The sequence below is a fragment of the Variovorax sp. PDC80 genome (assembly GCF_900115375.1).
In the GTDB taxonomy this organism is placed as follows: Bacteria; Pseudomonadota; Gammaproteobacteria; order Burkholderiales; family Burkholderiaceae_C; genus Variovorax.
The window spans coordinates 983,690-1,010,264 of record NZ_FOWG01000001.1 but is presented as its reverse complement, the minus strand read 5'-3'; the positions used below and the strand labels follow the sequence as shown (position 1 = coordinate 1,010,264).

General features: G+C 70.9%; 29 protein-coding genes. 18 read left to right on the top strand and 11 right to left on the bottom strand.

Translation table 11 applies throughout. The features are described from left to right. Nucleotides 1-90 precede the first annotated feature (90 nt). Complete coding sequence (locus tag BM109_RS41570; protein WP_256222347.1) at nucleotides 91-843, top strand: response regulator transcription factor; 753 nt, start codon at nucleotides 91-93, stop codon at nucleotides 841-843. A gap of 19 nt (nucleotides 844-862) precedes the next feature. Here BM109_RS41570 and BM109_RS04570 read toward each other — a convergent pair whose 3' ends face one another. Together BM109_RS04570 and metG are read right to left on the bottom strand one after the other, a co-directional pair. Next, complete coding sequence (locus tag BM109_RS04570) at nucleotides 863-1,081, bottom strand: hypothetical protein (RefSeq protein WP_177239243.1); 219 nt, start codon at nucleotides 1,079-1,081, stop codon at nucleotides 863-865. Between the two features lie 29 nt (nucleotides 1,082-1,110). Continuing rightward, complete coding sequence (gene metG / locus BM109_RS04565; RefSeq protein ID WP_093340924.1) at nucleotides 1,111-3,207, bottom strand: methionine--tRNA ligase; 2,097 nt, start codon at nucleotides 3,205-3,207, stop codon at nucleotides 1,111-1,113. A 109-nt stretch (nucleotides 3,208-3,316) separates the two neighbouring features. On the opposite strand from metG, the gene BM109_RS04560 reads away from it, so the two are divergent. The 5 genes from BM109_RS04560 to BM109_RS04540 all read left to right on the top strand — a co-directional run bounded on the left by BM109_RS04560 (nucleotide 3,317) and on the right by BM109_RS04540 (nucleotide 6,928). Further along, entirely contained in the window at nucleotides 3,317-3,955 is a 639-nt protein-coding gene (locus BM109_RS04560; RefSeq protein WP_093341258.1) for an LbetaH domain-containing protein, read from the top strand. Then, complete coding sequence (locus BM109_RS04555; protein WP_093340922.1) at nucleotides 3,952-4,317, top strand: DUF4180 domain-containing protein; 366 nt, start codon at nucleotides 3,952-3,954, stop codon at nucleotides 4,315-4,317. The genes BM109_RS04560 and BM109_RS04555 overlap by 4 nt, the downstream gene beginning before the upstream one ends. A 112-nt stretch (nucleotides 4,318-4,429) precedes the next feature. Then, the gene (locus BM109_RS04550) at nucleotides 4,430-5,461 is read left to right on the top strand and encodes an isocitrate/isopropylmalate dehydrogenase family protein (RefSeq protein ID WP_093340921.1); all 1,032 of its coding nucleotides are present in this window, start codon (nucleotides 4,430-4,432) and stop codon (nucleotides 5,459-5,461) included. Between the two features lie 26 nt (nucleotides 5,462-5,487). Further along, on the top strand, nucleotides 5,488-6,216 hold the full coding sequence (locus tag BM109_RS04545) for a phosphodiester glycosidase family protein (protein ID WP_093340919.1): 729 nt from the start codon (nucleotides 5,488-5,490) through the stop codon (nucleotides 6,214-6,216). A 31-nt stretch (nucleotides 6,217-6,247) separates the two neighbouring features. Continuing rightward, nucleotides 6,248-6,928: a YceH family protein gene (locus BM109_RS04540; RefSeq protein WP_093340917.1), complete on the top strand. Its 681-nt coding sequence runs from the start codon at nucleotides 6,248-6,250 to the stop codon at nucleotides 6,926-6,928. Between the two features lie 11 nt (nucleotides 6,929-6,939). Here the strand turns inward: BM109_RS04540 and BM109_RS04535 are convergent, their stop codons facing one another. After that, nucleotides 6,940-8,157: a patatin-like phospholipase family protein gene (locus BM109_RS04535; protein WP_093340915.1), complete on the bottom strand. Its 1,218-nt coding sequence runs from the start codon at nucleotides 8,155-8,157 to the stop codon at nucleotides 6,940-6,942. Nucleotides 8,158-8,233: 76 nt separating this feature from the next. Between BM109_RS04535 and apbC the strand changes: the two genes are divergently transcribed. The 3 genes from apbC to BM109_RS04520 all read left to right on the top strand — a co-directional run bounded on the left by apbC (nucleotide 8,234) and on the right by BM109_RS04520 (nucleotide 12,462). Then, a complete protein-coding gene (gene apbC, locus BM109_RS04530) occupies nucleotides 8,234-9,325 on the top strand; it encodes an iron-sulfur cluster carrier protein ApbC (protein ID WP_093340913.1) in 1,092 nt (363 codons plus the stop codon). Nucleotides 9,326-9,673: 348 nt separating this feature from the next. Continuing rightward, the gene (locus BM109_RS04525; RefSeq protein WP_093340911.1) at nucleotides 9,674-10,621 is read left to right on the top strand and encodes a LysR family transcriptional regulator; all 948 of its coding nucleotides are present in this window, start codon (nucleotides 9,674-9,676) and stop codon (nucleotides 10,619-10,621) included. A gap of 149 nt (nucleotides 10,622-10,770) precedes the next feature. Next, nucleotides 10,771-12,462 carry an OFA family MFS transporter gene (locus BM109_RS04520; protein WP_093340909.1) on the top strand — a complete coding sequence of 564 codons (1,692 nt, stop codon included), beginning with the start codon at nucleotides 10,771-10,773 and terminating at the stop codon, nucleotides 12,460-12,462. Nucleotides 12,463-12,496: 34 nt separating this feature from the next. Here the strand turns inward: BM109_RS04520 and BM109_RS04515 are convergent, their stop codons facing one another. Further along, nucleotides 12,497-13,072, bottom strand: a complete 576-nt coding sequence (locus BM109_RS04515; protein ID WP_093340907.1) for a molybdopterin-binding protein — start codon at nucleotides 13,070-13,072, stop codon at nucleotides 12,497-12,499. 170 nt (nucleotides 13,073-13,242) lie between these two features. On the opposite strand from BM109_RS04515, the gene BM109_RS04510 reads away from it, so the two are divergent. Beyond that, a complete protein-coding gene (locus tag BM109_RS04510; RefSeq protein ID WP_057592932.1) occupies nucleotides 13,243-13,590 on the top strand; it encodes a winged helix-turn-helix domain-containing protein in 348 nt (115 codons plus the stop codon). Next, entirely contained in the window at nucleotides 13,587-14,084 is a 498-nt protein-coding gene (tsaA, locus tag BM109_RS04505) for a tRNA (N6-threonylcarbamoyladenosine(37)-N6)-methyltransferase TrmO (RefSeq protein WP_093340905.1), read from the top strand. The genes BM109_RS04510 and tsaA overlap by 4 nt, the downstream gene beginning before the upstream one ends. Here the strand turns inward: tsaA and BM109_RS04500 are convergent. Beyond that, nucleotides 14,081-14,710 carry a nitroreductase family protein gene (locus tag BM109_RS04500; protein WP_256222345.1) on the bottom strand — a complete coding sequence of 210 codons (630 nt, stop codon included), beginning with the start codon at nucleotides 14,708-14,710 and terminating at the stop codon, nucleotides 14,081-14,083. The genes tsaA and BM109_RS04500 overlap by 4 nt on opposite strands. A gap of 17 nt (nucleotides 14,711-14,727) precedes the next feature. Then, nucleotides 14,728-15,018, bottom strand: a complete 291-nt coding sequence (locus BM109_RS04495; RefSeq protein WP_256222344.1) for a hypothetical protein — start codon at nucleotides 15,016-15,018, stop codon at nucleotides 14,728-14,730. Between the two features lie 191 nt (nucleotides 15,019-15,209). On the opposite strand from BM109_RS04495, the gene modB reads away from it, so the two are divergent. The 3 genes from modB to BM109_RS04480 are packed head-to-tail and all read left to right on the top strand — an operon-like array spanning nucleotide 15,210 to nucleotide 17,464. Next, on the top strand, nucleotides 15,210-15,893 hold the full coding sequence (modB, locus tag BM109_RS04490) for a molybdate ABC transporter permease subunit (protein WP_093340902.1): 684 nt from the start codon (nucleotides 15,210-15,212) through the stop codon (nucleotides 15,891-15,893). 18 nt (nucleotides 15,894-15,911) lie between these two features. Continuing rightward, nucleotides 15,912-16,676 carry a molybdate ABC transporter substrate-binding protein gene (gene modA / locus BM109_RS04485; protein ID WP_093340900.1) on the top strand — a complete coding sequence of 255 codons (765 nt, stop codon included), beginning with the start codon at nucleotides 15,912-15,914 and terminating at the stop codon, nucleotides 16,674-16,676. After that, a complete protein-coding gene (locus tag BM109_RS04480) occupies nucleotides 16,673-17,464 on the top strand; it encodes an ABC transporter ATP-binding protein (protein WP_093340899.1) in 792 nt (263 codons plus the stop codon). Before modA ends, BM109_RS04480 begins: the two co-directional genes overlap by 4 nt. Before the next feature lie 6 nt (nucleotides 17,465-17,470). Here the strand turns inward: BM109_RS04480 and BM109_RS04475 are convergent, their stop codons facing one another. Further along, a complete protein-coding gene (locus BM109_RS04475; RefSeq protein ID WP_093340897.1) occupies nucleotides 17,471-18,331 on the bottom strand; it encodes an NmrA family NAD(P)-binding protein in 861 nt (286 codons plus the stop codon). 109 nt (nucleotides 18,332-18,440) lie between these two features. Between BM109_RS04475 and BM109_RS04470 the strand changes: the two genes are divergently transcribed. The 4 genes from BM109_RS04470 (at nucleotide 18,441) to fdhD (ending at nucleotide 23,105) form a co-directional block, all read left to right on the top strand. Next, nucleotides 18,441-19,355: a LysR family transcriptional regulator gene (locus tag BM109_RS04470; RefSeq protein WP_093340895.1), complete on the top strand. Its 915-nt coding sequence runs from the start codon at nucleotides 18,441-18,443 to the stop codon at nucleotides 19,353-19,355. 111 nt (nucleotides 19,356-19,466) lie between these two features. Then, nucleotides 19,467-21,824, top strand: a complete 2,358-nt coding sequence (locus BM109_RS04465) for an FdhF/YdeP family oxidoreductase (RefSeq protein WP_093341255.1) — start codon at nucleotides 19,467-19,469, stop codon at nucleotides 21,822-21,824. A 14-nt stretch (nucleotides 21,825-21,838) separates the two neighbouring features. Next, nucleotides 21,839-22,135, top strand: a complete 297-nt coding sequence (locus tag BM109_RS04460) for a hypothetical protein (protein WP_256222343.1) — start codon at nucleotides 21,839-21,841, stop codon at nucleotides 22,133-22,135. A 61-nt stretch (nucleotides 22,136-22,196) separates the two neighbouring features. Next, nucleotides 22,197-23,105, top strand: coding sequence for a formate dehydrogenase accessory sulfurtransferase FdhD (gene fdhD / locus BM109_RS04455; RefSeq protein ID WP_093340893.1), 909 nt, complete (start codon nucleotides 22,197-22,199; stop codon nucleotides 23,103-23,105). Here fdhD and mnmH read toward each other — a convergent pair. From mnmH to BM109_RS04435, 4 genes are read right to left on the bottom strand one after another with little or no spacing between them, the layout of a single operon-like run. After that, entirely contained in the window at nucleotides 23,039-24,109 is a 1,071-nt protein-coding gene (mnmH, locus tag BM109_RS04450) for a tRNA 2-selenouridine(34) synthase MnmH (protein WP_093340891.1), read from the bottom strand. The two genes, fdhD and mnmH, sit on opposite strands and share 67 nt — an antisense overlap. Nucleotides 24,110-24,147: 38 nt before the next feature. Beyond that, the gene (gene phnE, locus BM109_RS04445) at nucleotides 24,148-24,942 is read right to left on the bottom strand and encodes a phosphonate ABC transporter, permease protein PhnE (protein ID WP_218159346.1); all 795 of its coding nucleotides are present in this window, start codon (nucleotides 24,940-24,942) and stop codon (nucleotides 24,148-24,150) included. Beyond that, nucleotides 24,939-25,772 (bottom strand): PhnE/PtxC family ABC transporter permease, encoded by an 834-nt coding sequence (locus BM109_RS04440; RefSeq protein WP_371268779.1) that lies wholly within the window; start codon nucleotides 25,770-25,772, stop codon nucleotides 24,939-24,941. Before BM109_RS04440 ends, phnE begins: the two co-directional genes overlap by 4 nt. After that, entirely contained in the window at nucleotides 25,763-26,575 is an 813-nt protein-coding gene (locus BM109_RS04435) for a phosphonate ABC transporter ATP-binding protein (RefSeq protein ID WP_093340887.1), read from the bottom strand. The genes BM109_RS04440 and BM109_RS04435 overlap by 10 nt, the downstream gene beginning before the upstream one ends.

The window sequence follows — 26,575 nt, the reverse complement described above, 5'->3', positions numbered from 1 at the left end:
TGGGCGTGGCCCGTCGCGGCAGTCGTTCAGATGAACGATGCGGGAATCTCCGCGCCCCGGACGCACCGGGCACGCCTAAGATCGCGCCGCATGGCGCAGCAGGCTTTTCCGTCGATGTCGGGCGTTCCCGCCGAACAGCTCGGTGCGATGCTGCTCGGCCTCTATCCGCTGGCCGCCGAGCCCGAGCGGCTGGGCGCGGGCGCGCTGCTCGACTGGCTGGCGCGCCACATCGCCTTCGACGGTGCCTGGTTCGGCCGCTCGCTGTTCGAGGCCGGCACCCTGCGGCCGCAGGGCGGCCACACGCGCGGCCTGGCGCCCGATTTCGTGAACGACTGGTGCCGCGTGCGGCACATCGATCCCGTGGTGCCGGCCGCCATGGCGCAGCCCGGCCATGGCGTCGCACTGGCCGCGCACGAGCTGCCGCCCGTGGCCTCGATGCGCGCCTTCGCGGCCGACCATGGCATCGGCCAGGCGCTCAGCGTGATCGTGCCCGCGCCCGGTTCGCCGTGGTGGATGCACCTGTCGCTCTACAGCCGCGAGGCGGCCGGCCTCGGTGCGCGCGCGCAGGCGCTGGTCGAGCTGCTGATGCCGCACCTGGTGCTGGTGCAGGGGCTGGGATTGCACGAGGCACCGGTGCCGGCATCGGCCGCCCTCACGCTGCTGAGCCGCCGCGAGGCCGAGGTGGCGCGGCTGTTCGCGCAGGGGCAGAGCTACAAGATGGTGGCGCGCACGCTCGGCAGTTCGCCGGCCACGGTGCGCCATCACCTGCGGCAGGTCTATGCCAAGCTGGGCGTCACGAGCAAGGTGCAGATGGCGCGGCTGGTGGGCGCGCAGGCCGCATAGGCCCGAACGCCGCGCCCATCTACTTGTCGCCGTCGGGAATCACCGCATCGGCCGCCGCGCCCACCGCCTTGCCGGTGATGCGCGCGGTGCCGATCGCCGCGTCGGCCGCGAGGCCCACGGCGCCCGCGGTCACGCTGACCGCGGTGCTCGCCACCGAGACCACCGCGCAGCCGCCGAGCACGGCCAGCAACGCCGCCGCGAGGGTGGCGCGAAAGAACATCGGCAGCGGTGTCGTCATGGCGGGACCTCTTCGGGAGAACGCGGGATTCAGCGCACGCGCATGCCGGGCGTGGCGCCAGGCCAGGGCTCGAGCACGTGGATGCCCGGCTGGGCCTTCTCGTCGGCGTGGCTGGCGGCGAGCACCATGCCTTCGCTGACGCCGAACTTCATCTTGCGCGGCGCGAGGTTCGCGACCAGCACCGTGAGCTTGCCCACCAGTTGTTCCGGCTGATAGGCCGAGGCGATGCCGCTGAACACGTTGCGGGTCTTGCCTTCGCCGGCATCGAGCGTGAGGCGCAGCAGCTTGGTCGAGCCCTCGACCTTCTCGCAGGCCACGATCTTCGCGATGCGCAGGTCGATCTTCACGAAGTCGTCGATGCCGATGGTGGGCGCGATGGCTTCGCCGCCGGGCAGCGCGTCCGCCGCGGATTCTGCGGCGGGGGCCGCCACCGGCTCGGGCGCGTCGAACAGCTGGTCGACCACCTTGGCGTCGGCACGCTGCATCAGGTGCTTGTACTCGCCGATCGCATGGCCCGCGGGCAACGCCTGCGCGGCATCGGTCCAGGCGAGCGGCGCGATCTTCAGGAAGGCCTCGACGTTCGCGGCCAGCGCCGGCAGCACCGGCTTGAGGTACAGCGTGAGCAGGCGGAAGGCCTCGATGCAGACCGTGCACACGTCGTGCAGCCGCGCCTCGGCGCCTTCCTTCTTGGCCAGTTCCCAGGGCTTGTTCTGGTCGACGTACTCGTTGACCTTGTCGGCCAGCGCCATCACCTCGCGCAGCGCGCGTGCGTAGTCGCGGCCGTCGTAGAGCGCATGGACCTCGCCGGCCGCCTCGCGCAGCGCGAACAGCAGCGCGTCGCCATCGGCCGACACCTCGCCCAGCTTGCCGCCGAAACGCTTGCCGATGAAGCCGGCCGCGCGGCTCGCGATGTTGATGTACTTGCCCACCAGGTCGCTGTTGACGCGCGCGACGAAGTCCTCGGGGTTGAAGTCGATGTCCTCGTTGCGGCCGTTGAGCTTGGCCGCGATGTAGTAGCGCAGCCATTCGGCGTTGAGGCCGAGCGACAGGTACCTGAGCGGGTCGATGCCGGTGCCGCGGCTCTTGCTCATCTTCTCGCCGCTGACCGTCAGGTGGCCGTGCACGTAGACCGCGTCGGGCGCCTTGCGGCCGCTGAAGTGCAGCATCGCGGGCCAGAACAGCGTGTGGAAGGTGATGATGTCCTTGCCGATGAAGTGCACCTGCTCGAGCTCGGGGTCGGCCATGTACTCGGTGTACGAGATGCCGTCGCCGCCCAGTTCGATGCAGCGCTTGTCGAGCAGGTTCTTGAGCGAGGCCAGGTAGCCCACGGGCGCGTCGAGCCAGACGTAGAAGTACTTGCCCGGCGCATCGGGGATCTCGATGCCGAAGTAGGGCGCGTCGCGGCTGATGTCCCAGTCGCCGAGGCCGCCCTTGCCCTCGTCGTCCTTGTAGAGCCACTCGCGGATCTTGTTCTGCACCTCGGGCTGCACGTGGCCGGGCGCGGCGGTCCATTCCTTGAGGTAGGCCTCGCAGCGCGGGTCGGACAGCTTGAAGAAGAAGTGCTCGGAACTGCGCAGCTCGGGCTTGGCGCCCGACAGCGCCGAGTAGGGGTTGATCAGCTCGGTGGGCGCGTAGACCGCGCCACAGACCTCGCAGTTGTCGCCGTACTGGTCCTTCGAGTGGCAGTTCGGGCACTCGCCCTTGATGAAGCGGTCGGCCAGGAACATGCCCTTCTCGGGGTCGTAGAACTGTTCGACGCTCTTGGTGCTGATCAGGCCGTTGGCGCGCAGGTCGCGGTAGATGTCCTGCGCCAGCTGGTGGTTCTCGGGGCCGTCGGTCGAGTGCCAGTTGTCGAAGGCGATGTGGTAGCCGTCGAGGTACTGCTTGCGGCCCGCGGCGATCTCGGCCACGAAGGCCTGCGGCGTCACGCCGGCCTTGTCGGCCGCGATGGTGATCGCCGCGCCGTGCGCGTCGTCGGCGCAGACGAAGTTGACGTCGGCACCGTTCATTCGCTGGTTCCGCACCCAGATGTCGGCCTGGATGTACTCCATCATGTGGCCGATGTGGAACTTGCCGTTGGCGTACGGCAGGGCGGTGGTGACGAAGAGCTTGCGCGGGGCGGACATCGGGGGAGGCGCTTTCGGAGTTGCGGGAGCGTCGGAAGCGACGCAGCGGGAGAACCGGGCATTTTAGGTGGCGCCGCGTTCCGGCGGGTTCGATGGCAGCATCGACCCCATGCCGAAGCTTGCCGACTCCGATCTTCTCCAGGCCCACGTCGCTACCCTGGCCGCCTCGCCGCTCGCACCCTGGGCCGCGCTGGCGCCCTGGGCGCTGCCGTCGCAGGCGCCGGCCATCGTGCGCCGGCTGCTGGCGGCGCTGCCGGCCGTCGACTATGCCATCGACGGCGACGTGGCCGTGCACCGCAGCGCCACCGTCGAGCCCGGCGCGGTGCTCAAGGGCCCGCTGGTCGTGGGGCCGGGCTGCTTCATTGCCGCGGGTGCCTACCTGCGCGGCGGCAACTGGCTCGATGCGCGCTGCAGCATCGGGCCGGGCGCCGAGCTCAAGTCCTCCTTCGTGTTCGCGGGCACCGCGCTCGCGCACTTCAACTTCGTCGGCGATTCGGTGCTGGGCGCGGGCGTCAACCTGGAGGCCGGCAGCATCGTCTGCAACCACCGCAACGAGCGCGCCGCCAAGGAGATCCTGGTGCGCGGCGCGGACGGCACGCTGCGGCCCACCGGTTGCGAGAAGTTCGGCGCCCTGGTCGGCGATGGCGCGCGCATCGGCGCCAACGCGGTGATCGCGCCGGGCGCGCTGCTGGCGCCGGGGCGGGTCGTGGCGCGGGCGTCGCTGCTCGACCAGGAGATCGCGCCATGAACACGCCCGCCCGACACGCGCTGCTCGTCCACGGCCCGGCGCGCATCGTCGAATGGACCCATCCGCTGACCGACGCCCGCGAGGCCACCGACGTGGTCGGCGCCTGCTTCGAGCACGACACCGACCGCGTGCTGCTCGACGAGGCCGTGCTGCCGCCGGCCTTCTTCGCGCTGCGCACCCGCTTCGCGGGCGAATTCCTCGAGAAGCTGCAGACCTACCGCCTGCGCGCGGCCGTGGTGGTGTCGCCCGCGGCCGAGCATGGCGAGCGCTTCGCCGAATACCTGCGCGAGGCCCGCCAGGGCCGCTATTGCCGTTTCCTCGACAGCCGCGAGGAGGCGCTGGCCTGGCTGGCCCGCGAATGACCCTCGCGGCGCCGGGCCTCGTCAAGGCGGTGCCATGGGCCCGGCGTTATTCTTCGGCCTCCGCGCGCCCCGGCGGCCGCGACTCCCCATTCCTCGACCAAGGGCGCCCCTCATGACCACCCCCATTCCCGCAACCCTGATCCCCGGCGACGGCATCGGCCCCGAGATCGTCGACGCCACGCTGGCCGCGCTCGATGCACTGAAGGCGCCCTTCGAATGGGACCGCCAGATCGCCGGCCTGGGCGGCGTCAAGGCCTCGGGCGATCCGCTGCCCGCGGCCACGCTCGACAGCATCCGCCGCACCCGGCTCGCGCTCAAGGGCCCGCTCGAGACGCCCTCGGGCGGCGGCTACCGCTCGTCGAACGTGCGGCTGCGCGAGGAGTTCGAGCTCTATGCCAACCTGCGCCCGGCGCGCACCATCATCCCGGGCGGGCGCTTCGACAAGATCGACCTGATGGTGGTGCGCGAGAACCTCGAGGGCCTGTACATCGGCCACGAGCACTACGTGCCGATCGACGGCGACCCGCATGCCGTGGCCATGGCCACCGGCATCAACACGCGCCAGGGCAGCCGCCGCATCCTCGAGTACGCGTTCCAGACCGCCGTGGCCACCGGCCGCAAGAAGGTCACGATCGTGCACAAGGCCAACATCATGAAGGCGCTCACGGGCATCTTCCTCGAGACCGGCCTCGACCTCTACGAGAAGAAGTACAAGGGCCAGTTCGAGCTCGACACGGTCATCATCGACGCCTGCGCGATGAAGCTGGTGCTCAACCCCTGGCAGTTCGACATGCTGGTCACCACCAACCTGTTCGGCGACATTCTGTCGGACTTGGTGGCGGGCCTGGTCGGCGGCCTGGGCATGGCGCCCGGCGCCAACATCGGCACCAATGCCGCGATCTTCGAGGCCGTGCACGGCTCGGCGCCCGACATCGCGGGCAAGGGTATTGCGAACCCGATCGCGCTGATGCTGGCGGCCGCGCTGATGCTCGATCACTGCAAGCTGCCCGAGCTCGCCACGCGCTTGCGCCAGGCCATCGACGACACGCTCAACATCGACCAGGTGCGCACCGGCGACCTGGGCGGCAGCGCCGGCACCGAGGCCTTCACGAAGGCGCTGGTGGCGCGCATCCAGAACGCCTGAGGCACGCCGCACCGGCGACGATCCCGATGCCCAGGCGCCTGCTGTGGCTGTCGATGCTGGTGGCGGGGCTCGTGCTGGGCCTGGCCGCGTCGGCGCGCGCCGAGCCGGCGCGCTACACGGTAGTGCGCGTCGACCTGCGCAAGGACCGGCTCTCGCTGTTCCTCAACGACGACAGCGGCATCGCCTTCAAGCGCTTCGACCGGCTGCAGGCCTGGCTGGCCGAGCGCGGGCGCCGGCTCGACTTCGCGGTGAATGCCGGCATGTACCACGCCGACTTCGCGCCCGTGGGCCTGCTGGTGCGCGAGGGCCGCGAGGAGTCGCCGCTCAACCTCGAGGCCGGCACCGGCAATTTCTTCCTCCAGCCCAACGGCGTGTTCCTGGTGTCGGACGAGGGGCCGCGCGTGATCGAGTCGTCGGAATACCCGGCGCTCGCGCCGCGGCTGCGCGGCCTGTCGATCGCCACCCAGTCGGGCCCGCTGCTGCTGCGCCATGGCGCAGTGCATCGCTCGTTCATCGTCGACTCGCCCTCGCGCAAGATCCGCAACGGCGTCGGCGTGTCGGGCCATACGGCGATCTTCGTGCTCAGCGAGACGCCCGTGAACTTCCACGAGTTCGCGCTCTACTTCCGCGACGTGCTGCACTGCCGCGACGCGCTCTATCTCGACGGCACCGTCTCGGCCCTGCATTCGACCGCGCTCGGGCGCAGCGACTTCGTGCGCGAGCTCGGGCCCATACTCGCGGTCGTTTCGCCCTGAATCCCGTTCCCCTTCGTTTTCCTGCCGAGCCATGACCACTGCGCTGCCCGTCCTGTCCCTTGTCGAAACCCGCGTCCTCGGCGTGCTGGCCGAAAAGCAGCGCACCGTGCCCGACAGCTATCCGCTGACGCTCAACGCGCTGGTGTCGGGCTGCAACCAGAAGACCAGCCGCAACCCGGTGCTCGAACTCAGCGAGTCGCAGGTGCAGGCCGCGATCGACAGCCTCAAGGGCTACAGCCTGGTGGCCGAGACCAGCGGCGGCCGCGCCTGGCGCTACGAACACAACATCGACCGCGTGCTGCGCATTCCCTCGCAGTCGGTGATCCTGCTCACGGTGCTGATGCTGCGCGGCCCGCAGACCGCGGGCGAGCTGCGCATCGCCTGCGACCGCATGCACAACTTCGCCGACATCTCTTCGGTCGAGGGCTTCCTCGACGAGCTGTCCGAGCGTTCGGCCGGCGCGCTGGTGGTGAAGCTTGCACGCCTGCCCGGCGCGCGCGAGAGCCGCTGGGCGCACCTGCTGAGCGGCACGCCGGCCGAGGAGGTCGCACCCGCGGGCGGCTACGAGGCGCCGCGCGCCGCGCACGATGTCTCGCTGGGCGAGGTGGCGGCGCTCAAGGCCAACGTGGCGCGGCTCGAGACCGAGGTAGCGCAGCTCAAGGCGCTGCTCGGGCGGGTGTGCTCGGAGCTCGGGATTTCCGAGGAGGGCTGAGCGGTCGGCACTCAGGCGGCCGTCGATTCCGGCTGCTTCGTCTCCTTCCAGCCGAAGAAGCGCAGCACCTCCTCGCGCTGCCGCATCGCATCGGCATGCCCGAGCGCCATCAGCTCGCGCGTGTAGCCCGACTCGAACAGCAGGTAGCTCGCGAGCGCGCCGCCCTTGACGTCGGCCGCGACCTGCGAGCCGCCGAGCAGGTGGCGTACGGCGCCGGGCAGGGCGTCGACGTGGCGCGCGGCGATCACGTCGAGGCGTTCCGAGGGCGAGATCACCAGCAGGTCGATCGGGCGCAGCGCGCTCGCAGCGCGCGCCTCCTCGGGGATCAGGCCCAGCGTGTGGTTGATGCGGCGCAGGCGCTCGATGTCGACCGCGAGCGCGTCGAGGAAGATGCTCGACAGCGCATGGCCCGCGATCTGCGCCATGGTCGGGTAGCCGCTGTGGGTGTTGGGCGCGGGCGCCTCGCGCGGCTCGTGCATGCGGCCCGCGCCGATCACCACGATGCGCTGCGCGCCCAGGTGGATGGCCGCGGCGATCGGGGCCGACTGGCGCATCGAGCCGTCGCCGAAGTACTCGGTGTGGCCTTCCATCGGCAGCGCCGTGGCGGGGAACACGAAGGGGATCGCGGCCGAGGCCAGCAGGTGGGCGTGCGAGATGCGGCAGCCCACCGACAGCCGCTGCGAACGCACCCAGGGTGCCATCGGCGTGCCCGACTCGAAGAAGGTCACGTGCTCGCCCGAGCTGTAGCTCGAGGCCGTGACCGCCAGCGCCTGCAGGTGGCCCTGCTGCATCAGTTTCGGCAGGCGGTCCAGCGGCACCATGCGCTCGAGCATCTCCGACAGCGGCGTGTTGTCGAGCAGCGAGCGCGGCTTCACGCGCATCCAGTTGGCCGCGAAGCGCCCCAGGCCCAGCAGCATGCGCCAGCGCGCGCCGCTGCCGATGACCGAGAGCGAGTCGGCGCGATAGACCTGGCCGGCGCGAAACTCGCCCCAGAACTGCGCGATGTGGGCCACCACGGCGTCGAAGTCGTCGGCGCCGCAGGCCAGCACGGCCGCGTTGATGGCACCGGCCGAGGTGCCGGTGATGACCGGAAAGGGGTTGCCGCCACCGGCGGCGCCGGCCGCGCGCCGGATCTCGGCGATGGCCTGCAGCACCCCCACCTGGTAGGCGGCGCGGGCGCCGCCGCCGGTGAGCAGCAGGCCGGTCGTCGCGGGGCTTGTCTCTGGCATTTTTCGGTTATTCGAAGCGTTGGGAGTCGGCCCCGACGGGGCGCACTAGACTACCCGCCTTCCAGGAGTTAGATCAATGGCCATCACCCCCGAGGCGATCTCGAACGCCCTCCAGAGCGTCGCAGACCCCAACACCGGCAAGGACTTCGTGTCCACCCGCGCGCTCAAGAACCTGCAGATCTCGGAGGGCGACGTGTCCTTCGACATCGAGCTCGGCTATCCCGCGAAGAGCCAGCATGCGGCGCTGCGCAAGGCGCTGGTGGCCGCGGCCAAGACGGTGCCGGGCGTGGACAACGTGTCGGTCAACATCACGACCAAGGTCATCAGCCATGCGGTGCAGCGCGGCGTGCAACTGATGCCCAACGTGAAGAACATCGTGGCCGTGGCCTCGGGCAAGGGCGGCGTGGGCAAGAGCACCACCGCGGCCAACCTGGCGCTGGCGCTGGCGGCCGAGGGCGCGCGCGTGGGCCTGCTCGACGCCGACATCTACGGCCCGAGCCAGCCGATGATGATGGGCATCGAGGGCCGCCCCGAAAGCACCGACAACAAGACCATGGAGCCGCTGGAGAACCACGGCGTGCAGGTGATGTCGATCGGCTTCCTGGTCGACGCCGACCAGGCCATGATCTGGCGCGGCCCGATGGCCACGCAGGCGCTCGAGCAGCTGCTGCGCCAGACCAACTGGAAGGACCTCGACTACCTGATCGTCGACATGCCCCCGGGCACCGGCGACATCCAGCTCACGCTGAGCCAGCGCGTGCCGATGACCGGCGCGGTGATCGTGACCACGCCGCAGGACATCGCGCTGCTCGACGCCAAAAAGGGCATCAAGATGTTCGAGAAAGTCGGCGTGCCGATCCTCGGCCTGGTCGAGAACATGGCGGTGCACGTGTGCTCGAACTGCGGCCATGTCGAACACATCTTCGGCGCCGATGGCGGCAAGAAGCTGGCCGAACAGGACGGCATGGCCTACCTGGGCGCGCTGCCCTTGTCGATCGACATCCGGCTGCAGGCCGACAGCGGCAAGCCCACGGTGGTGGCCGATCCCGAGGGCGAGATTGCCGGGCTCTACCGTGCCGTGGCGCTGCAGGTGGCGGTGGGCATTGCCGAGAAGGCCAAGGATTTCTCGGCGAAGTTTCCGACGATCACGGTCAGCAAGAGTACCTAGGATGGGTTTCGGGGGCTTGGTGGGTCGTGCTTCTTTTCGGTGGAGCTACGTGCGGGAGCGGGCTCACGCCGATGGGGTACTCCCCTCCGCGAATGTCCCCCGGCCTGCGGCCTCCTCCTTGATTTCGCTGCGGGGAGTACCCCATCGACGTGAGCCTGGGGCAGGGCGGTTGAACCGGCCGGCACAACGACTGCGCCCACGTGCACAGGGCAGTGGGTGCTTCCCGCAGCGAAATCAAGGAGGAGCCGAAGGCGGGGGACATTCGCGGAGGGAAGTACCCGCTGTCCTGTGCACGCGCCCCGAACAGCAGCACCCCGAACAACAGCACATAGAAGCAAGGACAGCGAGATGAACCTCCTCGCCTCCATGCGCTACCTCGTAGCCCTCAGCGAACACAAGCATTTCGGCCGCGCCGCCGCCGCCTGCCACATCACCCAGCCCGCGCTGTCCAACGCCCTGCGCGCGCTCGAGTCCGAATTCGGCGTCGTCATCGTCAAGCGCGCCCGCGTCTACGTCGGCCTCACGCACGAGGGCGAACGCGTGCTCGCCACCGCGCAACGCATGCTGCGCGACAACGAAGTGCTGCTGCAGGAATTGCGCAGCGAGGCCGGAGAACCGCGCGGCAGCCTGCGCATGGCGGCCGTGCCCACGGCGATACCCATGCTCTCGCGCTTCGCGGCCATGCTGCACCAGCGCCATCCGGGCATCGTGCCCGGCGTCATCTCCATGAGTTCGCAGGAACTCGAGACCGGCCTCGAGAGCCTCTCGGTCGACCTCGCGCTCGGCTACACCGAGCGCATGCACATGCCCGGCATCAAGCTCACCGCCTGGCCGCAGAGCATCGAGCATTACTTTCTTCTGCGCCGCGCCGCCGTGCCCTCCGACGACCAGCTGCGCATCGGCAAGCCCCTGGCCTGGGCCGAGGCCGCGAAGCTGCCGCTGTGCCTGCTCACGCCCGACATGCACAACCGCGCCATCGTCGACCAGGCACTGCGCGAGGCCGTCGGCACCGTCGTGGCACCGGCCATCGAGACCAACTCCGTGCTCGCGCTCGTGCTGGCCGTCATCGCCGGCACGGTCAGCAGCGTGCTGCCCGGCGCCATGGTCGCGGCCGTGCGCAGCTACCGCGAGCTCGAGGCCCTGCCGCTGGTGGCACCCGAGGTTCTCACCCCGATCGGCTTCATGACCCAGGACGGCGTGCGTGCCTCGCGCGCCCTCGAGGCCGCGCTGGCCTTCCTGCAGACGCCAGAGTGGCTCGCCCAGGCCGCGCTGCACAGCGGCACGCTGGGCGAGTAGCGCGGATGGCGCGGATGGCGGTCGCCATTTAGTTCTTGAATCGGCCCATGCGCCGATCGAATTTGACGGCGCATGGCCGCGCCGCCCACACTCCGCCGCCGGAAATTTTCAACAGTCCGTTTTTCCAGATCCGGCAATTTAGGAGTGATATGGCAGGTTCAACTGCAGGCGTTCTCGAGGGAGATCGCATCCAAGGCTCGGGCGCCGCGCCCGGCTTCCTCGACAAGGAACGCATCATCGCCGGCCCCGGCTACAACCGCTGGCTGGTCCCGCCTGCAGCATTGGCCATCCACCTGTGCATCGGCATGGCCTATGGCTTCTCGGTGTTCTGGCTGCCGCTGTCGAAGGCGCTCGCCACTGCCGGCACCGGCGCCCAGGCCTGCGCGCGCGAGATGAGCTTCTTCGCCGAGCTGTTCGCCACGAACTGCGACTGGCGCGTGGCCACGCTGGGCTGGATGTACACCCTGTTCTTCGTCTTCCTCGGCTGCTCGGCGGCCCTGTGGGGCGGCTGGCTCGAACGCGCGGGTCCGCGCAAGGCCGGCGTGGTGTCGGCCCTGTGCTGGTGCGGCGGCATGCTGCTGTCGGCGCTGGGCATCCACCTGCACCAGTTCTGGCTCATGATCCTCGGCTCGGGCGTCATCGGCGGCATCGGGCTGGGCCTGGGCTATATCTCGCCGGTCAGCACGCTGATCAAGTGGTTCCCCGACCGCCGCGGCATGGCCACCGGCATGGCCATCATGGGCTTCGGCGGCGGCGCGATGATCGGTTCGCCGCTCGCGGTCGACCTCATGAAGCGTTTCTCGGACGCCCATGACGTCGGCGTGATGCAGACCTTCGTCGTGATGGCGATCGGCTACTTCGTCTTCATGATGGCCGGCGCGCTCGGCTACCGCGTGCCGCCCACGGGCTGGAAGCCGGCCGGCTGGACGCCTCCGCCCGCGCAGACCAGCAACGCCATGATCACGCAGCGCCACGTGCACGTGAAGAAGGTCTGGGGCATTCCGCAGTTCTGGCTCGTGTGGCTGGTGCTGTGCATGAACGTGAGCGCCGGCATCGGCGTGATCGGCATCTCCTCGCCGATGCTGCAGGAAGTGTTCGGCGGCGCGCTGATCGACCTGCCGGGCAAGTTCGGCGAACTCGACAAGACCCAGCTCGCGGCCATCGCGGTCGTGGCCGGCGGCTTCACCGCGCTGCTGTCGCTGTTCAACATCGGCGGGCGCTTCGTCTGGGCCAGCCTGTCCGACAAGCTCGGCCGCAAGCTCACCTACACCGTGTTCTTCGTGCTCGGCGCGGTGCTCTACGCGAGCATTCCCTCGTCGGCCGGCGCAGGCAGCAAGCTGCTGTTCGTGGGCGCCTGCTGCATCATCGTCTCGATGTACGGCGGCGGCTTCGCCACGGTGCCGGCCTACCTGGCCGACCTGTTCGGCACCCAGTTCGTGGGCGCCATCCATGGCCGCCTGCTGACGGCCTGGGCCACGGCCGGCATCCTCGGCCCGGTGGTCGTGAACTACATGCGCGAGTACCAGCTCGGCCTGGGCCTGCCGCGCGAGCAGGTCTACAACCAGACCATGTACATCCTCGTGGGCATGCTGGTGATCGGCTTCATCGCCAACCTGCTGGTGCGCCCGGTGGCCGACAAGCACTTCATGAGCGATGCCGAACTCGCCATCGAGAAGAAGCTCGCGCACGAGAAGGCCGCGGCCTCCGAAGTGGGCGAGGGCTCGGGCCGTGCCGACACGGTGAGCCCGGCGGTCGTGGTGCTGGCCTGGGCGGCGGTGGGCATTCCGCTGGCCTGGGGCGTCTACAAGACGCTGATCAGCGCGGCCAAGTTCTTCCACTGAACCCCCGCCGGGGCCCGCGGCCCCGGCCTCATCGTCAGCGCCCCGAAGGCTGCGCCGCGAACACCTCGATCGCGGCCAGCCGCGCCACCGAGCGGCCCGGCTTCTGGTCGCCGGCCACCACCAGGCGCGCCGCGCCGTTGCGGCCCAGCGGCATGCCGTTGCGCGCATAGGCCAGCAGCGCCGTTTTGTTGCCGAACTCCGGCGACATCTCCCCCAGCGACACCACCGCGCGGTAGCCGTCGCTGCCGATGGCCACCACGTACATCGACAGCAGCGGGTTGCGCACGCGCGCATCGGCCTGCAGCCCGACCGCGGGATCGTTGAGCAGCGACCACAGGCTCACGCCGGTGTAGGTGTCGGCACCCACCGTGAGCGTGGTCGCGGGCATGGCGCGCAGCTCGGCGAGGTCGAAGCGCGCGCTCTTGAGTACCGCCCCCGAGACCGTGAAGGCCGGCGAGGCCTCGTCGCTGGTTGAGGGGCCATGGCCCGTGGCCGCGGCCGGTGCGGTGGGCGGCGTGCCGGCGCAGCCCGCGAGCAGGGCGACGATCGCGGCGATGCCGAGCAGCCGGCGCGTGGTGCTGCCGCGGGCTTCGAGGGACAGGGGGCGCATGGTTCGATTCCTCATCCGATAGCGGGCCGGCGTGGGTCGGCCCTGGCGCTGTGTTCATTCTGACATGACGACTTCGACGGGCGAGGCCGCGCCATCGGGTAATCCGGCGGCCGGCCCGGTCGCCGCATCGTTTACCCTTCTCGCCCACGTCCGCGCTTTTTCCGTCCGCCATGAAATCCAAAGTCCAGTTCCGCCTGCGCGTCTACCGCGATGACGTCATCGCCATCGGCCCCGGCAAGATCGCCGTGCTCGAGGCCGTGGCCGAGACCGGCTCGATCTCGGGCGCGGCCCGGCTGCTGGGCATGTCGTACCGGCGCGCCTGGATGCTGATCGACGAGATGAACCATGCGCTGAGCTCGCCCGCGGTGAACACCGCCGCCGGCGGCTCGCACGGCGGCGGCACGGCGCTCACGCCCGTGGGCGAGGAGATCGTCAAGCACTACCGCGCGATCGAGAACGCCGCGCGGCTGGCCACGGCCGCCGACATCCGCGCGCTCACGCGGCTGCTCGCGCCATGAGCGCCGAAGCGCGCGACGAGATCGTGCTGCGCCCCGTGGGCGTGGTGCGCAGCCGCTTCACCGAGGCCACCGGCATGCCGATCCAGACCGCGGGCGCGCCCGAGGAGACGGGCCGTGTCGAGGTCCACCCCGAATTCGCGCCGGGGCTGCGCGACATCGAGGGCTTCGACTACCTGATCCTGATCACGCGGCTGCATGCCTGCGAGAACGAGAAGCTCGAGGTCGTGCCCTTCCTCGACGATGCCTCGCACGGCGTCTTCGCCACCCGCGCGCCCGCGCGGCCCAACCGGCTCGGGCTGTCGATCGTGCGGCTCACGGCGGTGGAGGGCCGCATCCTGCATTTCAGCGGCAACGACATGATGGACGGCACCCCGGTGCTCGACATCAAGCCCTACGTGCCGCGCTTCGACGTGCGCGAGACCGAGCGCGTGGGCTGGTTCGGCGCGCGGCTCGAGCGCTTGCCCGAGACCCGCTCCGACGACCGGATGCGCTAGCCGGCTTCCGGCGGCGGCAGCGCGCCGGGCGACGCCACCCACGGCGCCTCGCCCTGCCAGCACGACCACACGTTCTGCGACAGCGTCTCGCGCGGCTGCGGCGGTGCTTCCGCGATCGTGCCCACGCTGATGAAGCCGACCAGCTCCTCGCCGGGCTGCACGCCGAGCTGGCGTGCCAGCGTCTCGTCGAAGCAGCGCTCGCCGCTCAGCACGATCGCGCCGTAGCCGAGCTGGTGCGCAGCGCTCAGGATGTTGCCGAGCGCCGCGCCGGCACTGAGCCACTGCTCGCGCGCTGGCACCTGGCTGCGCGGGCGCGGCGAGACCACGAAGGCCAGCAGCAGCGGCGGCCGCATCGCATGTTCGCGCGCGCGGCGCAGGTCGACCGGGCTCGCGAGCGGGTCGCGGCGCAGCTTCTCCTGCTCGAAGCAGTCGGCCAGCGCCTCGCGGCTCGCGGGCCTGAACTCGATCACGCGCCAGGGGTGCAGCGCGCCATGGTCGGGCGCGCGCAGGCCGGCCTGCAGCAGGCCGTCGAGCTCCTCGGGATTGGGGCCGGGCGGCCGCAGCCGGCGCGGCGAGACCGAACGCCGCGTCAGCAGCACTTCGAGGATGCGCTCGGCACCCGTCATGTGGCGCCACCTCATGGTCAGCGCTGCGGTTCCCCGTGTTCGAGCCGCTCGACCCAGGCGGCCTTGCGGCGCAGCACCTCGCCGATGTCGTGCGCGTCGGCCTGGCCGACCAGGAAGGACTGGCTCTCGCCGCCCGGCGCCACGATCGACAGCACCACGCCGCCGTCGTCGTCGAGCGTGCGCTCGACGCGCCATTCCTGGACCTGCGTCACCTGGCGCAGCTCGGGCCGGCCGGAGATCGAGCGGACAACGGTGTCGTGGGCTGAGGCGCGCATGGTCGGCGGTCGGTCGGGGTCCTCGTGGGACATGGGGTGGATCTGGCGCCGCGGCCCCGGGGGTAAAGGTCTGCGACGCTGTATCTGCCAGTATATGGAGGAGCCTCCGGATGTGCACCCTTCGCACCCCCGATGCACACTGGATTTACCCTAATAAAACCTGGAACCCGTGTTCCATCGCCGAGCCGTGCCGGCGCGTCATGCAACAATTACGCCGTATCTTCATGAACACGACGCAATCGCTCATCACGCAGACCGACTGGCATCCGCTGGTGCTGTCGATCCAGGTCGCCAGCGTGGCGACGGTGCTCGCGCTGGTCGTCGGGCTGGCCCTGGGCTGGCTGTTCGCGCGCAAGCGCTTCTGGGGCCACAGCGTGCTCGAGGCGGTGTTCATGCTGCCGCTGGTGCTGCCGCCCACGGTCATCGGCTACGGCATCCTGGTGGTGGCGGGCCGGCGCAGCCCGCTCGGGGCCTGGCTGCGCGAGCACTTCGACTACACCATCATCTTCAGCTGGCATGGCGCCGTGGTGGCCTCGGCCGTGGTCGCGCTGCCGCTGGTGCTCAAGTCGGCCAGCGCCGCCTTCGCGGGCGTCGACCGCTCGCTCGAGGCCGCGGCCAGCACCTTGCGGCAGTCGCGCTTCTCGGTGTTCGTTCGCGTCACCCTGCCGCTGGCCTGGCCCGGCATCCTGGCCGGCACGCTGCTGGCGTTCGCGCGCGCCATGGGCGAGTTCGGCGCCTCGCTGATGGTGGCCGGCTCGATTCCGCAACAGACCCAGACCCTGTCGATGGCGATCTACGACGCCGTGCAGGCCGGCCACGACGACCTCGCGCTGCTGCTGGTGATCGTGACCTCGCTGCTGTCGATCACGGTGCTGGTGCTGTCCAACCGTTTCTTTTCCCTTCGCTGATTCATCCAGGAGCTTCGCATGCGTTCCATCCGCGCCTTGTCGTCCCTCGCCCTCGCTTCCGTCCTCGCCCTGGCGATCCCGATCGGGGCCGCCGCGCAGCAGATCACCGTCTCGGCCGCGGCCAGCCTGACCGATGCCTTCAAGGAGATCGGTCCCAAGTTCGAGGCCGCCAAGGCCGGCACCACGGTGCGCTTCAACTTCGCCGCCTCGGGCGTGCTGCTGCAGCAGATCGGCCAGGGCGCGCCGGTCGACGTGTTCGCGAGCGCGGACCAGGAGACCATGAACCGCGGCGTCGAGCAGAAGCACATCGACACCGACACGCGCAAGAACTTCGTCAGCAACAGCCTGGTGCTGATCGAGCCGTCGAAGGACGGCGTGGGCGTCAAGAGCCTGCAGGACCTGGCCGGCCCGGCCGTGAAGAAGATCGCCGTCGGCAAGACCGCGACCGTGCCGGTCGGCCGCTACACCAAGCAGGTGCTCGACGCCGCCAACCTCTGGACCACGCTCGAGCCCAAGTTCGTGCAGGCCGACAGCGTGCGCCAGGTGCTCGACTACGTGGGCCGCGGCGAGGTCGAGGCCGGCTTCGTCTACCGCACCGACGCGGCCGTGATGGGCGACAAGGTCAAGATCGTGCTCACGCCCAGCGGCAACAGCCCCGTGACCTACCCGATCGCCGTGGTGGCCGAGAGCAAGCAGAAGGCCGTGGCCAAGGATTTCATCGATTTCCTCTCGAGCGACGCGGCACAGGAGGTGCTCACGCGCTATGGTTTCGGCAAACCATGATTGATGTCGATCTGAAGCTCACGGTCACCGACGGCAGCCGCCGCTTCGACCTGGCCGCGCGCTTCTCGACCGACGTTCCCTTCGCCGCGCTCTACGGTCCCTCGGGTGCCGGCAAGTCGCTGACCCTGCAGGCCATCGCCGGCCTGCTGCGCCCCGCGGGCGGCCACGTGCGGCTCGACGGCCGCACGCTCTACGACGCCGCCGGCGGCATCGACGTGCCGGCCTCCGAGCGGCGCGTGGGCTACCTGTTCCAGAACTACGCGCTGTTCCCGCACCTCTCGGTGCGCGAGAACGTGGCCTTCGGCCTGACCTCCTGGCGCCGCCGGCGCCTGCCGAGCGAGGAGGCCGACAACGTGCAGTCGCTGCTCGATCGCTTCGGCCTCGCCGCGCTGGCCGACAGCCGGCCGCAGAAGCTCTCGGGCGGCCAGCAGCAGCGCGTGGCGCTGGCGCGCGCGCTGGCCTGCCGGCCGCAGGTGCTGCTACTCGACGAACCCTTCGCCGCGCTCAACCCGATGCTGCGCGCCGAGCTGCGCGAAGAACTCGCCGAGGTGCGCCGCGCCTGGGGCATTCCGGTGCTGATGATCACGCACGACATCGAGGACGTGCTCGCGCTGGCCGACGTGGCTTTCGTCTACAAGGACGGCCAGGTGGTGCGCGAGATCGACCTGCACACGGCCGAGAGCCGCGAGCTCTCGCTGCGCGAGGCGGCCGGCGTGCCGGCCGTCGAGGACACGCCGCTGCGCAGCAAGCTGCGCGGGCTGCTGATGCAGGACGCGCCGGGCGCCTGAGCTGGCTCAGCCGGCCACGAGCTGGCGCACCACGTCCTCGAGCGTCACGCGCCCCTTGCGCACCGAGGCATCGTCGCCCTCGAACGCGATCCAGCCCTCGTTGAAGCCGTCGAGCATCTGGATGCGCGGCACCGGGTCGCGCATGCCCTGTTCGCGGAACAGCGCGCCCCAGGTCTGGCGCGGCACGGCCTCGGCCTGCACCGGCCGGCCGAGCACGCGCGCGAAGGTGGCGGCGATCTCGTGCTGCGTGACGCGCGCCGGGCCCTCGAGCTCGACCACGCGCCGGCCCTGCCAGTCCTCCTGCAGCAGCTCGGCCGCCACGCGGCCTACGTCGAGCGTCGAGACCATTGGCACCGCCCGATCGAGCGGCTGCAGGAAGCCGGGCAGCACGCCGCGCTCGCGCGCCGGCGCCACGTCCCAGGCCAGGTTGTCGAGGAACCAGGCCGGCCGCAGCAGCGCGAGCGGCAGCGGCAGGGGCGACAGGCCTTCCTCCATCAGCGAGCGCTGGCTCAGCAGGTTCGGCTGCGTGGCCTGCGCGCCCACGGTCGAGAGGCAGACCACGCGCGCGGGCCGCGCCTCCTTGAGCGCTTGGCGCACGGCCGCGATGACCGCGCGCGCCTCGGGAAAGCCCGGCAGCGGATCGAAGCACGGCGGCGGCAGCACGAACACGCCGGTGCAACCGGCGAAGGCGCGCGCCAGCGCGTCGGCGTCTTCCATCCCGGCGACGGCGACCTCGCAACCGAGCGCGGCCCAGGGCCGGGCCTTGTCGGCATCGCGCACGACGGCGCGGACTTTCTGGCCCGAAGCGAGCAGGGCGCGCGCGGCGGCGCCGCCGACCTTGCCCGTGATTCCAGTGATGGCATGCATGTAATTTCTCCTTGAACGAATGCGACGGGGTGAATGCTAGGAATCGCAAGCCTTTGAGTAAATGCCGTGCAGCTCATATCATTCATGACTCCAAATCACGGATGAACCCATGGCTCTCGACGGACGACTGCTTTCCAACGTCAGCGTGCTGGCCGCCGTCGTCGACAGCGGCAGCTTCGCCAAGGCGGCCGATGCGCTGGGCGTCACGCCCTCGGGCGTGAGCCGGGCCATCGCGCGGCTCGAGGCGCGCATCGGCGTGCGGCTGCTCGACCGCACCACGCGCTCGCTGGGCCTGACCGACGAGGGCCGCGAGCTCTACGCCAGCATCAATCCGCTGGTGCTCGGCATCGAGGACGCGGTGACGCGCGCCAGCGGCTCCGCGGGCGCGGTGCAGGGCCGGCTGCGCGTCAACGTCGACGCCTTCACCTCGCGGCTGCTGCTGGCGCCGCACATCCACCGCTTCGTCGAGCGGCATCCGCAGCTCTCGCTCGAGCTCATCGCGCGCGACCAGCTCGGCGACCTCGTGGGCGAGGGCTTCGACATCGCGCTGCGCTTCGGCACGCCGCCGGCCTCCTCGCTGGTGGCGCGCAAGCTGATCGAGACTCGTGTCGCGACCGTGGCCGCGCCCGGCTACCTCGCGCGCCACGGCCGGCCCGCGAAGCCGGCGGAGCTCACGCAACATGTCTGCATCCAGGTGCGCGATCCGCTGACCGGCCAGCCCTTCGCCTGGGAATTCCGCCGCGGCCGCAAGGCCATCGAGGTGCCCACCGCGGGCCGGCTGCTGCTGACCGATCCCGGCACGATCCTTGGCGCCTGCGTCGCGGGCGCGGGCATCGCGCAGATCAAGGCGCTGGGCATCCAGGAACTGCTCGATGCCGGGCAGCTGGTCGACCTCTTTCCCGACTGGCCCGACGAGCGCTTCTCGCTGCACGTGCTCTATCCCTCGCGCCACCTGCCGGCCGCCAAGGTGCGCGCCTTCATCGGCTTCGTCGAGGAGCTGCTGGCGCCGCGCGCCGCGGGCTGAACCGGCCCGGTGCGGGCCCCGTCATTTCCGTTTTGAATCGGAGCATGTCCCGATTCAATTTGACGCTCCCGGCGCGCGCGGCGAACACTCGGTCGCATGAGCATTGGCGATATCGGCGAACAGAAGATCGAGTTCTACAAGGGCCCCGCGGGCGGCTGGGGCGCGTTGCGCAGCGTGAAGAACACGCTGCTGCGGCAGGACATTCCCATCAAGGGCGCGAAGACCCTGCTGTCGGCCAACCAGCCCGACGGCTTCGACTGCCCGGGCTGCGCCTGGCCCGACCGCAACCACGCCTCGACCTTCGAGTTCTGCGAGAACGGCGTGAAGGCCGTGGCGGCCGAGGCCACCGCGCGCCGCGCCGGTCCCGAGCTGTTCGCGAAGCACACGGTGGCCGAGCTGATGCAGCAGAGCGACTTCTGGCTCGAGGACCAGGGCCGGCTCACGCACCCGATGGTCTACGACCGCGCGAGCGACCGGTACCGCCCCATCGAATGGGACGCGGCCTTCGAGCTGATCGCGCGCCACCTCAATGCGCTGCCCGATCCCAACCAGGCCATCTTCTACACCTCGGGCCGCGCCAGCAACGAGGCCGCCTTCCTCTACCAGCTGTTCGTGCGCGAGTACGGCACCAACAACTTCCCCGACTGCTCGAACATGTGCCACGAGCCCAGCGGCAGCGGCATGCGGCCGCAGATCGGCGTGGGCAAGGGCACGGTCACGCTCGACGACTTCGACAAGGCCGACGCGATCTTCATCTTCGGCCAGAACCCCGGCACCAACCATCCGCGCATGCTCGGCGAGCTGCGCGCGGCCTCGAAGCGCGGCGCGCGCATCGTGAGCTTCAACCCGCTGCGCGAACGCGGCCTCGAGCGCTTCCAGGATCCGCAGAGCAAGATCGAGATGGCCACGCTGGGCTCGACGCCGATCAGCACCCACTACTACCAGCTGCGCGTGGGCGGCGACTTCGCGGCCCTCAAGGGCATGATGAAGCACGTCATCGAGCGCGACGACCAGAGCATCGCCGCCAGCGGCGCCTCGCTGCTCGACCGCGAGTTCATCGCCACCCACACCACCGGCTTCGAGGCGCTGGCCGCCGACCTGCGCGCCGAGTCCTGGGAGCTGCTCGAACAGGAATCGGGCCTGTCCGAGGCCGACATCCGCGCCGCGGCCGAGGTCTACCTCGGCGCCAAGCGCGTCATCGCCTGCTGGGGCATGGGCATCACGCAGCACCAGCATTCGGTGGCCACGATCCAGATGATCGTCAACCTGCTGATGCTGTGCGGCCACATGGGCCGCGAGGGCGCGGGCGCCTGCCCGGTGCGCGGCCACAGCAACGTGCAGGGCGACCGCACCATGGGCATCTGGGAGAAGCCGCCGGCCGCGCTGCTCGACCGGCTGCAGCAGGTGTTCGGCTTCGAGCCGCCGCGCGAGAACGGCTTCGACACCGTGGAGGCGATCCAGGCCATGCTCGACGGCAAGGGCCGCGTGTTCTTCGCGCTCGGCGGCAACTTCGCGGCCGCCACGCCCGACACCTACCAGACCTGGAAGGGCCTGCGCCAGTGCGACCTGACGGTGCACGTCGCGACCAAGCTCAACCGCAGCCACGTGGTGCACGGGCGCGAGGCGCTGATCCTGCCCTGCCTGGGCCGCACCGAGATCGACATGCAGGCCGCCGGCGCGCAGGGCGTGACGGTGGAGGACTCGATGAGCATGGTGCACATCTCGATGGGCATCAACCCGCCGGCCTCGGAGCAGCTGCTGTCGGAGCCCGCCATCGTCGCGCGCCTCGCGGCCGCCACGCTCGGTGCGCGCAGCCGCACGCCGTGGCTCTGGATGATCGAGGACTACGCGCGTATCCGCGACAAGATCGAGGCCGTGTTCGACGACTTCGCGGGCTTCAACACGCGCGTGGCCGTGCCCGGGGGCTTCCGCCTGCGCAATACCGCGAGCGAGCGCGTCTGGAACACGCCGCAGCACAAGGCCGTGTTCTTCACCCATGCGGTGCCGACCGACACGCCGGTGCACCGCGCCCGCGCGCGCCACAGCCGCAAGGGCGACGCGAAGGTCTTCACCCTGCTGACCACGCGTTCGCACGACCAGTACAACACCACCATCTACGGCATGGACGACCGCTACCGCGGCGTCTTCGGCCAGCGCCGCGTGGTGTTCATCCATGCCGAGGACATCCGCGCGCTGGGCTTCAAGGACGGCGACTGGGTCGACATCCTCACGGTGTGGGACGACGGCCAGGAACGGCGCGCCGACCGCTTCAAGCTGGTGGCCTACGACATCCCGCGCGGCAACCTCGCGGCCTACTACCCCGAGACCAATCCGCTGGTGCCGCTGTCCTCGGTGGCCGAGAACGCGGGCACGCCGACCTCGAAGTCGATTCCCGTGATGCTGGTGGCGCACCTCGCGCAGGCCGAGGAAGGCCCGGCCTCGGTCACGGGCGAAGAGGTCGCGGCCTGAGGCTCGCGCGCGCCATGTCCGACGAAGCGAACGACGCCCTGCCGCTGCCCGCCGCGATCCTGCTGGCGCTGGCCGAGTTCGAGGCCGAGGGCCTGGAGAGCGTCTCGCTGCCGCGCCTGGGCAAGCGGCTGGGCCAGGGCGCGAGCGTGCTGATGCGCCAGCTCGCGCTGATGGGCGACGCGGCCCTCGGCGGCGTGCCGGGGCCGGGCTGGGTCGCGGTCGAGCGCGACGGCGAGCGCTGGCTGGCGCGCCTCAGCGACGCCGGCCGCGCGCTGGCCGAATCCCTCGTCAGCGACGCGCCCGCCGCCTGAACGCCTGGCCCGCCGCGGCGGGCAGGCCCACAATAGGCGCTCACTCCTTCGCTCCCGCGCCATGTCCACCGACACCGAACTCGCACCGCTGCCCTCGATCTCGCGCCTGGGCGTGCGCGTCTATGGCGAGGCCGGCGCGCCGGCCGACGGCATCGCGCGCGAGGACACGCTGGCGGCCGAGGTGCCGGTGGCGCTGGTGTTCAACGGCATCTCGCATGCCGTGATGATGGCCACGCCGCAGGAGCTCGAGGACTTCGCGCTGGGCTTCGCGCTCAGCGAGGGCATCCTCGATGCCGCCGACGACTGCCGCGGCATCGAGGTCGAGGCGGTCGATGCCCACGATGCCGGCCTGCCCGAGGGCATGCCCGGCGTGGAGGTGCGGCTCGAGATCTCCACACGCGCCTTCGAGCGCCTCAAGGGCCGCCGACGCAGCCTCGCGGGCCGCACCGGCTGCGGCGTCTGCGGCGTCGAGAGCTTCGCCGCGCTCGACCTCGCGTCCGAACGCCTGCCCGCGCACGACTGGCTGGCACGCATCGACCTGCCCACCGTGCTGCGCGCCTTCGCGGCGCTGCCCGCGCGCCAGCTGCTCAATGCCAGCGCCGGCGCGATCCATGCCGCGGGCTGGGCCACGCTCGAGGGCGAGCTGGTCGAGGTGCTCGAGGACGTGGGCCGCCACAACGCGCTCGACAAGCTGCTGGGCCGGCTCGCGCGCACCGGGCGGCTCGGCGAGCCGGGCTTCGTGGTGCTGTCGAGCCGCGGCAGCCACGAGCTGGTGCGCAAGTGCGCGCGGCTCGGCATCGCGGCCATGGCCACCATCTCGGCGCCGACCGCGATGGGCGTGCGCATGGCCGAGCTCAGCGGGCTGCGGCTGTGGGGGCTGTGCCGCGCGCCGCGCGGCGTGCTCTATGCCGACGGGCTGGCGTCGCCCTCGAGCGCGCGCACCGCGTCGGCCAGCGCCTCGATGCTCTGATCGCCGAGGTCGGCCGCGGCCACGCGGCGCCGGCTGCCCCAGGTCTTGAAGTGGCGCTCCTGCGACTTCTCGTAGTGGGGGTCGTAGTGCAGCGCCATCAGCTCGGCGAAGAGCAGCGGCAGCTGCGCCTCGTGCGCCCACTGCTGCCAGCGCGCCACCGTCTCCTTGCCCTGCAGTTCCTTGAGCAGGCCGAGCTGGCCGGCCAGCGCCGCGCGGTCGTCGCCGAGGTAGGCGTAGTCGCGCAGCAGGTAGGCCAGCCGCGCCTCGGGCGTGGCCACCACCTCGATGCAGGGCGCGGCGCGCATCTTCGCCACCAATGACAGCGGCAGCGAGAGCCGGCCGATGCGGATGCTCTCGCCCTCGACGTAGAGCGGGCGCTGCAGGTCGATGCCTTCGAGCACCGTCGCGATGCGGGTCTCGAAATGCTTCTGCGAGGGTTGTGCCACGCCCGGCAGCGAACCCAGCAGCGAGCCCTTGTGGTGCGCGAAGTCCTCGAGGTCGAGCACCTGCTCGCCGCGCGCGGCCAGCGCATGCAGCACGCGGGTCTTGGCGCTGCCGGTGGCGCCGCAGACCACGCGCAGGTCGAGCCGCGGCGTCAGCGCGTCGAGCTGCGAGATCACGTGGCGCCGGAAGCTCTTGTACCCGCCCGCGAGCTGCTGCGCGTCCCAGCCCACCAGCCGCAGCCAGGTCACCATCGAGCCGCTGCGCATGCCGCCGCGCCAGCAGTAGACCAGCGGCTTCCACTTCTCGGGCCGGTCGGCCAGCGTGTCGCGCAGGTGCCGCGCGATGTTGGCCGCGACCATCGCGCCGCCGATGCGGCGCGCCTCGAAGGCGCCGGTCTGCACGTAGACGGTGCCGACGATGCGGCGCTCCTCGTCGTCGAGCACGGGGCAGTTGATGGCGCCCGGGATGCGGTCGAGCGCGAACTCGGCCGGCGAACGGGCATCGATGATCGTGTCGAAGGCGTGGCGGTCGACGACCCGCACGGGCTGGCGGTGACTCATGGCGGGAACCTCATGCCCCCGATTGTCGCCCCGAGGCTTCAGGCGTAGGCGGGACCGAGTCCCCGGCGCAAGCGAGCGCTCGCGAAGTCCACCAGCGTGACCAGCACGAACATCGCGAGCAGCACCGTCATCGCCTGCTGCTGCTGGAAGATCGAGAGGTGGAAGTACAGCAACTGACCGAGCCCGCCGCCGCCCACGAAGCCCAGCACCGCGGCCATGCGGATGTTCATCTCCCAGCGGTAGAGCGTGTAGGCCACCCACTGCGGCAGCACGATCGGCAGGCTGGCGTAGCTGAAGGCCGCGACCGGGCCGGCGCCCGAGAGCGTCAGCGCATGCTCGGGCTCGCGCGGCGCGTTCTCGAGCGCCTCGGCGAACAGCCGGCCCAGCACGCCCGTGGTGTGCAGCGCCAGCGCGAGCGCGCCCGCGAAGGGCCCGATGCCCGCGGCCAGCACCATCAGCGCGGCCCAGACCAGCTCGGGCACGCTGCGCAGCAGGTTGAGGACGAAGCGCGCGGTGTGGCGCGGCAGCCAGCCGGCGCGGCCGGAAGCGGGCAGCGCGAGCAGCGCGCCCGCCAGCGCCGCGAGCACCGTGCCGAGCGCCGACACCGCGAGCGTCTGCAGCGCGCCATGGCCGACCTTGGCGAGGAAGCCGCCCGAAAGGTCGGGCGGGAAGAACTCGGCGATGAACTTGCCCATGAGCGCGAGCGACTCGGCCGAGCCCAGCGCGCGGTAGTCGATGCCGAGGTAGACGAAGCTCGCGACCACCGCCGCCGCGATCAGCAGCAGCGCGATGCGGCAGCGCAGGCAGGGCGGTGGGCGTGGCGGCAGGTTCATGCGAGCAGCCTGCGCAGCGCGTTGCTCAGCACGTCCGCCAGCAGCACCAGCAGCAGGAACACCAGCAGGATGCTGCTCGCCTCGCCGCCGTTGAGCATCTTCATCGACTGGTCCATCAGCTGGCCCAGCCCGCCCGCGCCGACGAAGCCCATCACCACCGAGGCGCGCACCGCGCACTCCCAGCGGTACACGGTGTACGAGGCCAGCTCCTGCGCCGTGTGCGGCAAGAGGCCATAGCAGAGCGCCGCGAGCCGGCCGCTGCCGGCCTCGAGCAGCGCGCGCGCGGGGCGCGTGTCGGTCGATTCGAGGATCTCGGCGTAGACCTTGCCGAGCATGCCGCCATAGGTGATGGCCAGCGCCAGCACGCCGGCCGCGGGGCCCAGGCCCAGCGCGCGCACGAACAGCAGCGCCCAGACGATCTCGGGGATCGCGCGCAGCACCATCAGCAGCCAGCGCGCCGCCTGCCGCACGATGCCGGCGCGCACGCGGCCCGGCCCGGGGCCGATGCGCGAGATCGACAGCGCGCGCGTCGTCACGAAGGCCAGCGGCGCACCGATCAGCAGCGCGAGCGCGGTGCCGGCCGTGGCCATGGCCAGCGTCTCGAGCGTGGCCTTGGCGAGCAGCGCGAGAAAGGCGGGCGAGCCATCGGGCGGCAGGAAGCCCGCGAGAAAGCCGCCGATGACCGCGAGGTTGCCGCTGCCGAACAGCGCCCAGGGCTTGAACTCGGCCAGCGTCAGCATCGGCCACGCGACGACCAGCGCGGCGAGCCCGAAGCCGAGCCGGCGCCGCGCCTGCGGATCGCGGTGGGCGGCGCTCGCGGTCAAGCGCAGCCCGGCCGCTGGAAGGCCGCCTCGCCCGCGACGGGTTGCGGCGCGCGCTGCAGTGCCACGCCGCCCTCGCTGGCATAGAGCGCGTCGAGCAGCGCGGGCGTGAGCTCGGCGGTCGGCAGGTCGAACATCAGCTGGCCGTTGCGCATGCCGACCACGCGCGGAAACCAGCGCAGCGCCAGGTCCACCGCATGCAGCGAGGCGACCAGCGTGGCGCCCGTGCTCTCGCTCTGCGCGACCAGCTGGCCCACGGCGGCATCGGCCAGCGTGGGGTCGAGCGCGGAGACGGGCTCGTCGGCCAGCAGCAGCGCCGGCCGCTGATAGAGCGCGCGCGCGATGCCCACGCGCTGCAGCTGTCCGCCCGAGAGCCGGTCGCAGCGCTCGAACAAGCGGTCCTCGAGCGACAGGCGCGCCAGCACCTCGTGCGCGCCGGCCATGTCGGAAGGGTGGAACAGCGAGGCCAGCGCGCGCCAGCTCGACCACTGGCCCAGCCGGCCCGCGAGCACGGCCGTGACCACGCGCAGCCGCGGCGCGATCGGCGGTGCCTGGTGCACGGTGGCGATGCGCGCGCGCAATGTCCTGAGCGCAGCGGCCGGCAGTTGCCAGGGGCGCGCGTCGAGCGTTCGCACCTCGCCTTCGCCGGGACGCAGCGCGGCCCCGAGCACGCGCAGCAGCGTGGTCTTGCCCGCGCCCGAGGGCCCGATGACCGCGAGGCGTTCGCCATCACGCGCCGCGAGCTTCACCCCGGCCAGCGCGCGCTGGCCGTTGGGGTGCACCACGCCCACGCCGTCGAGCGAGAAACCCAT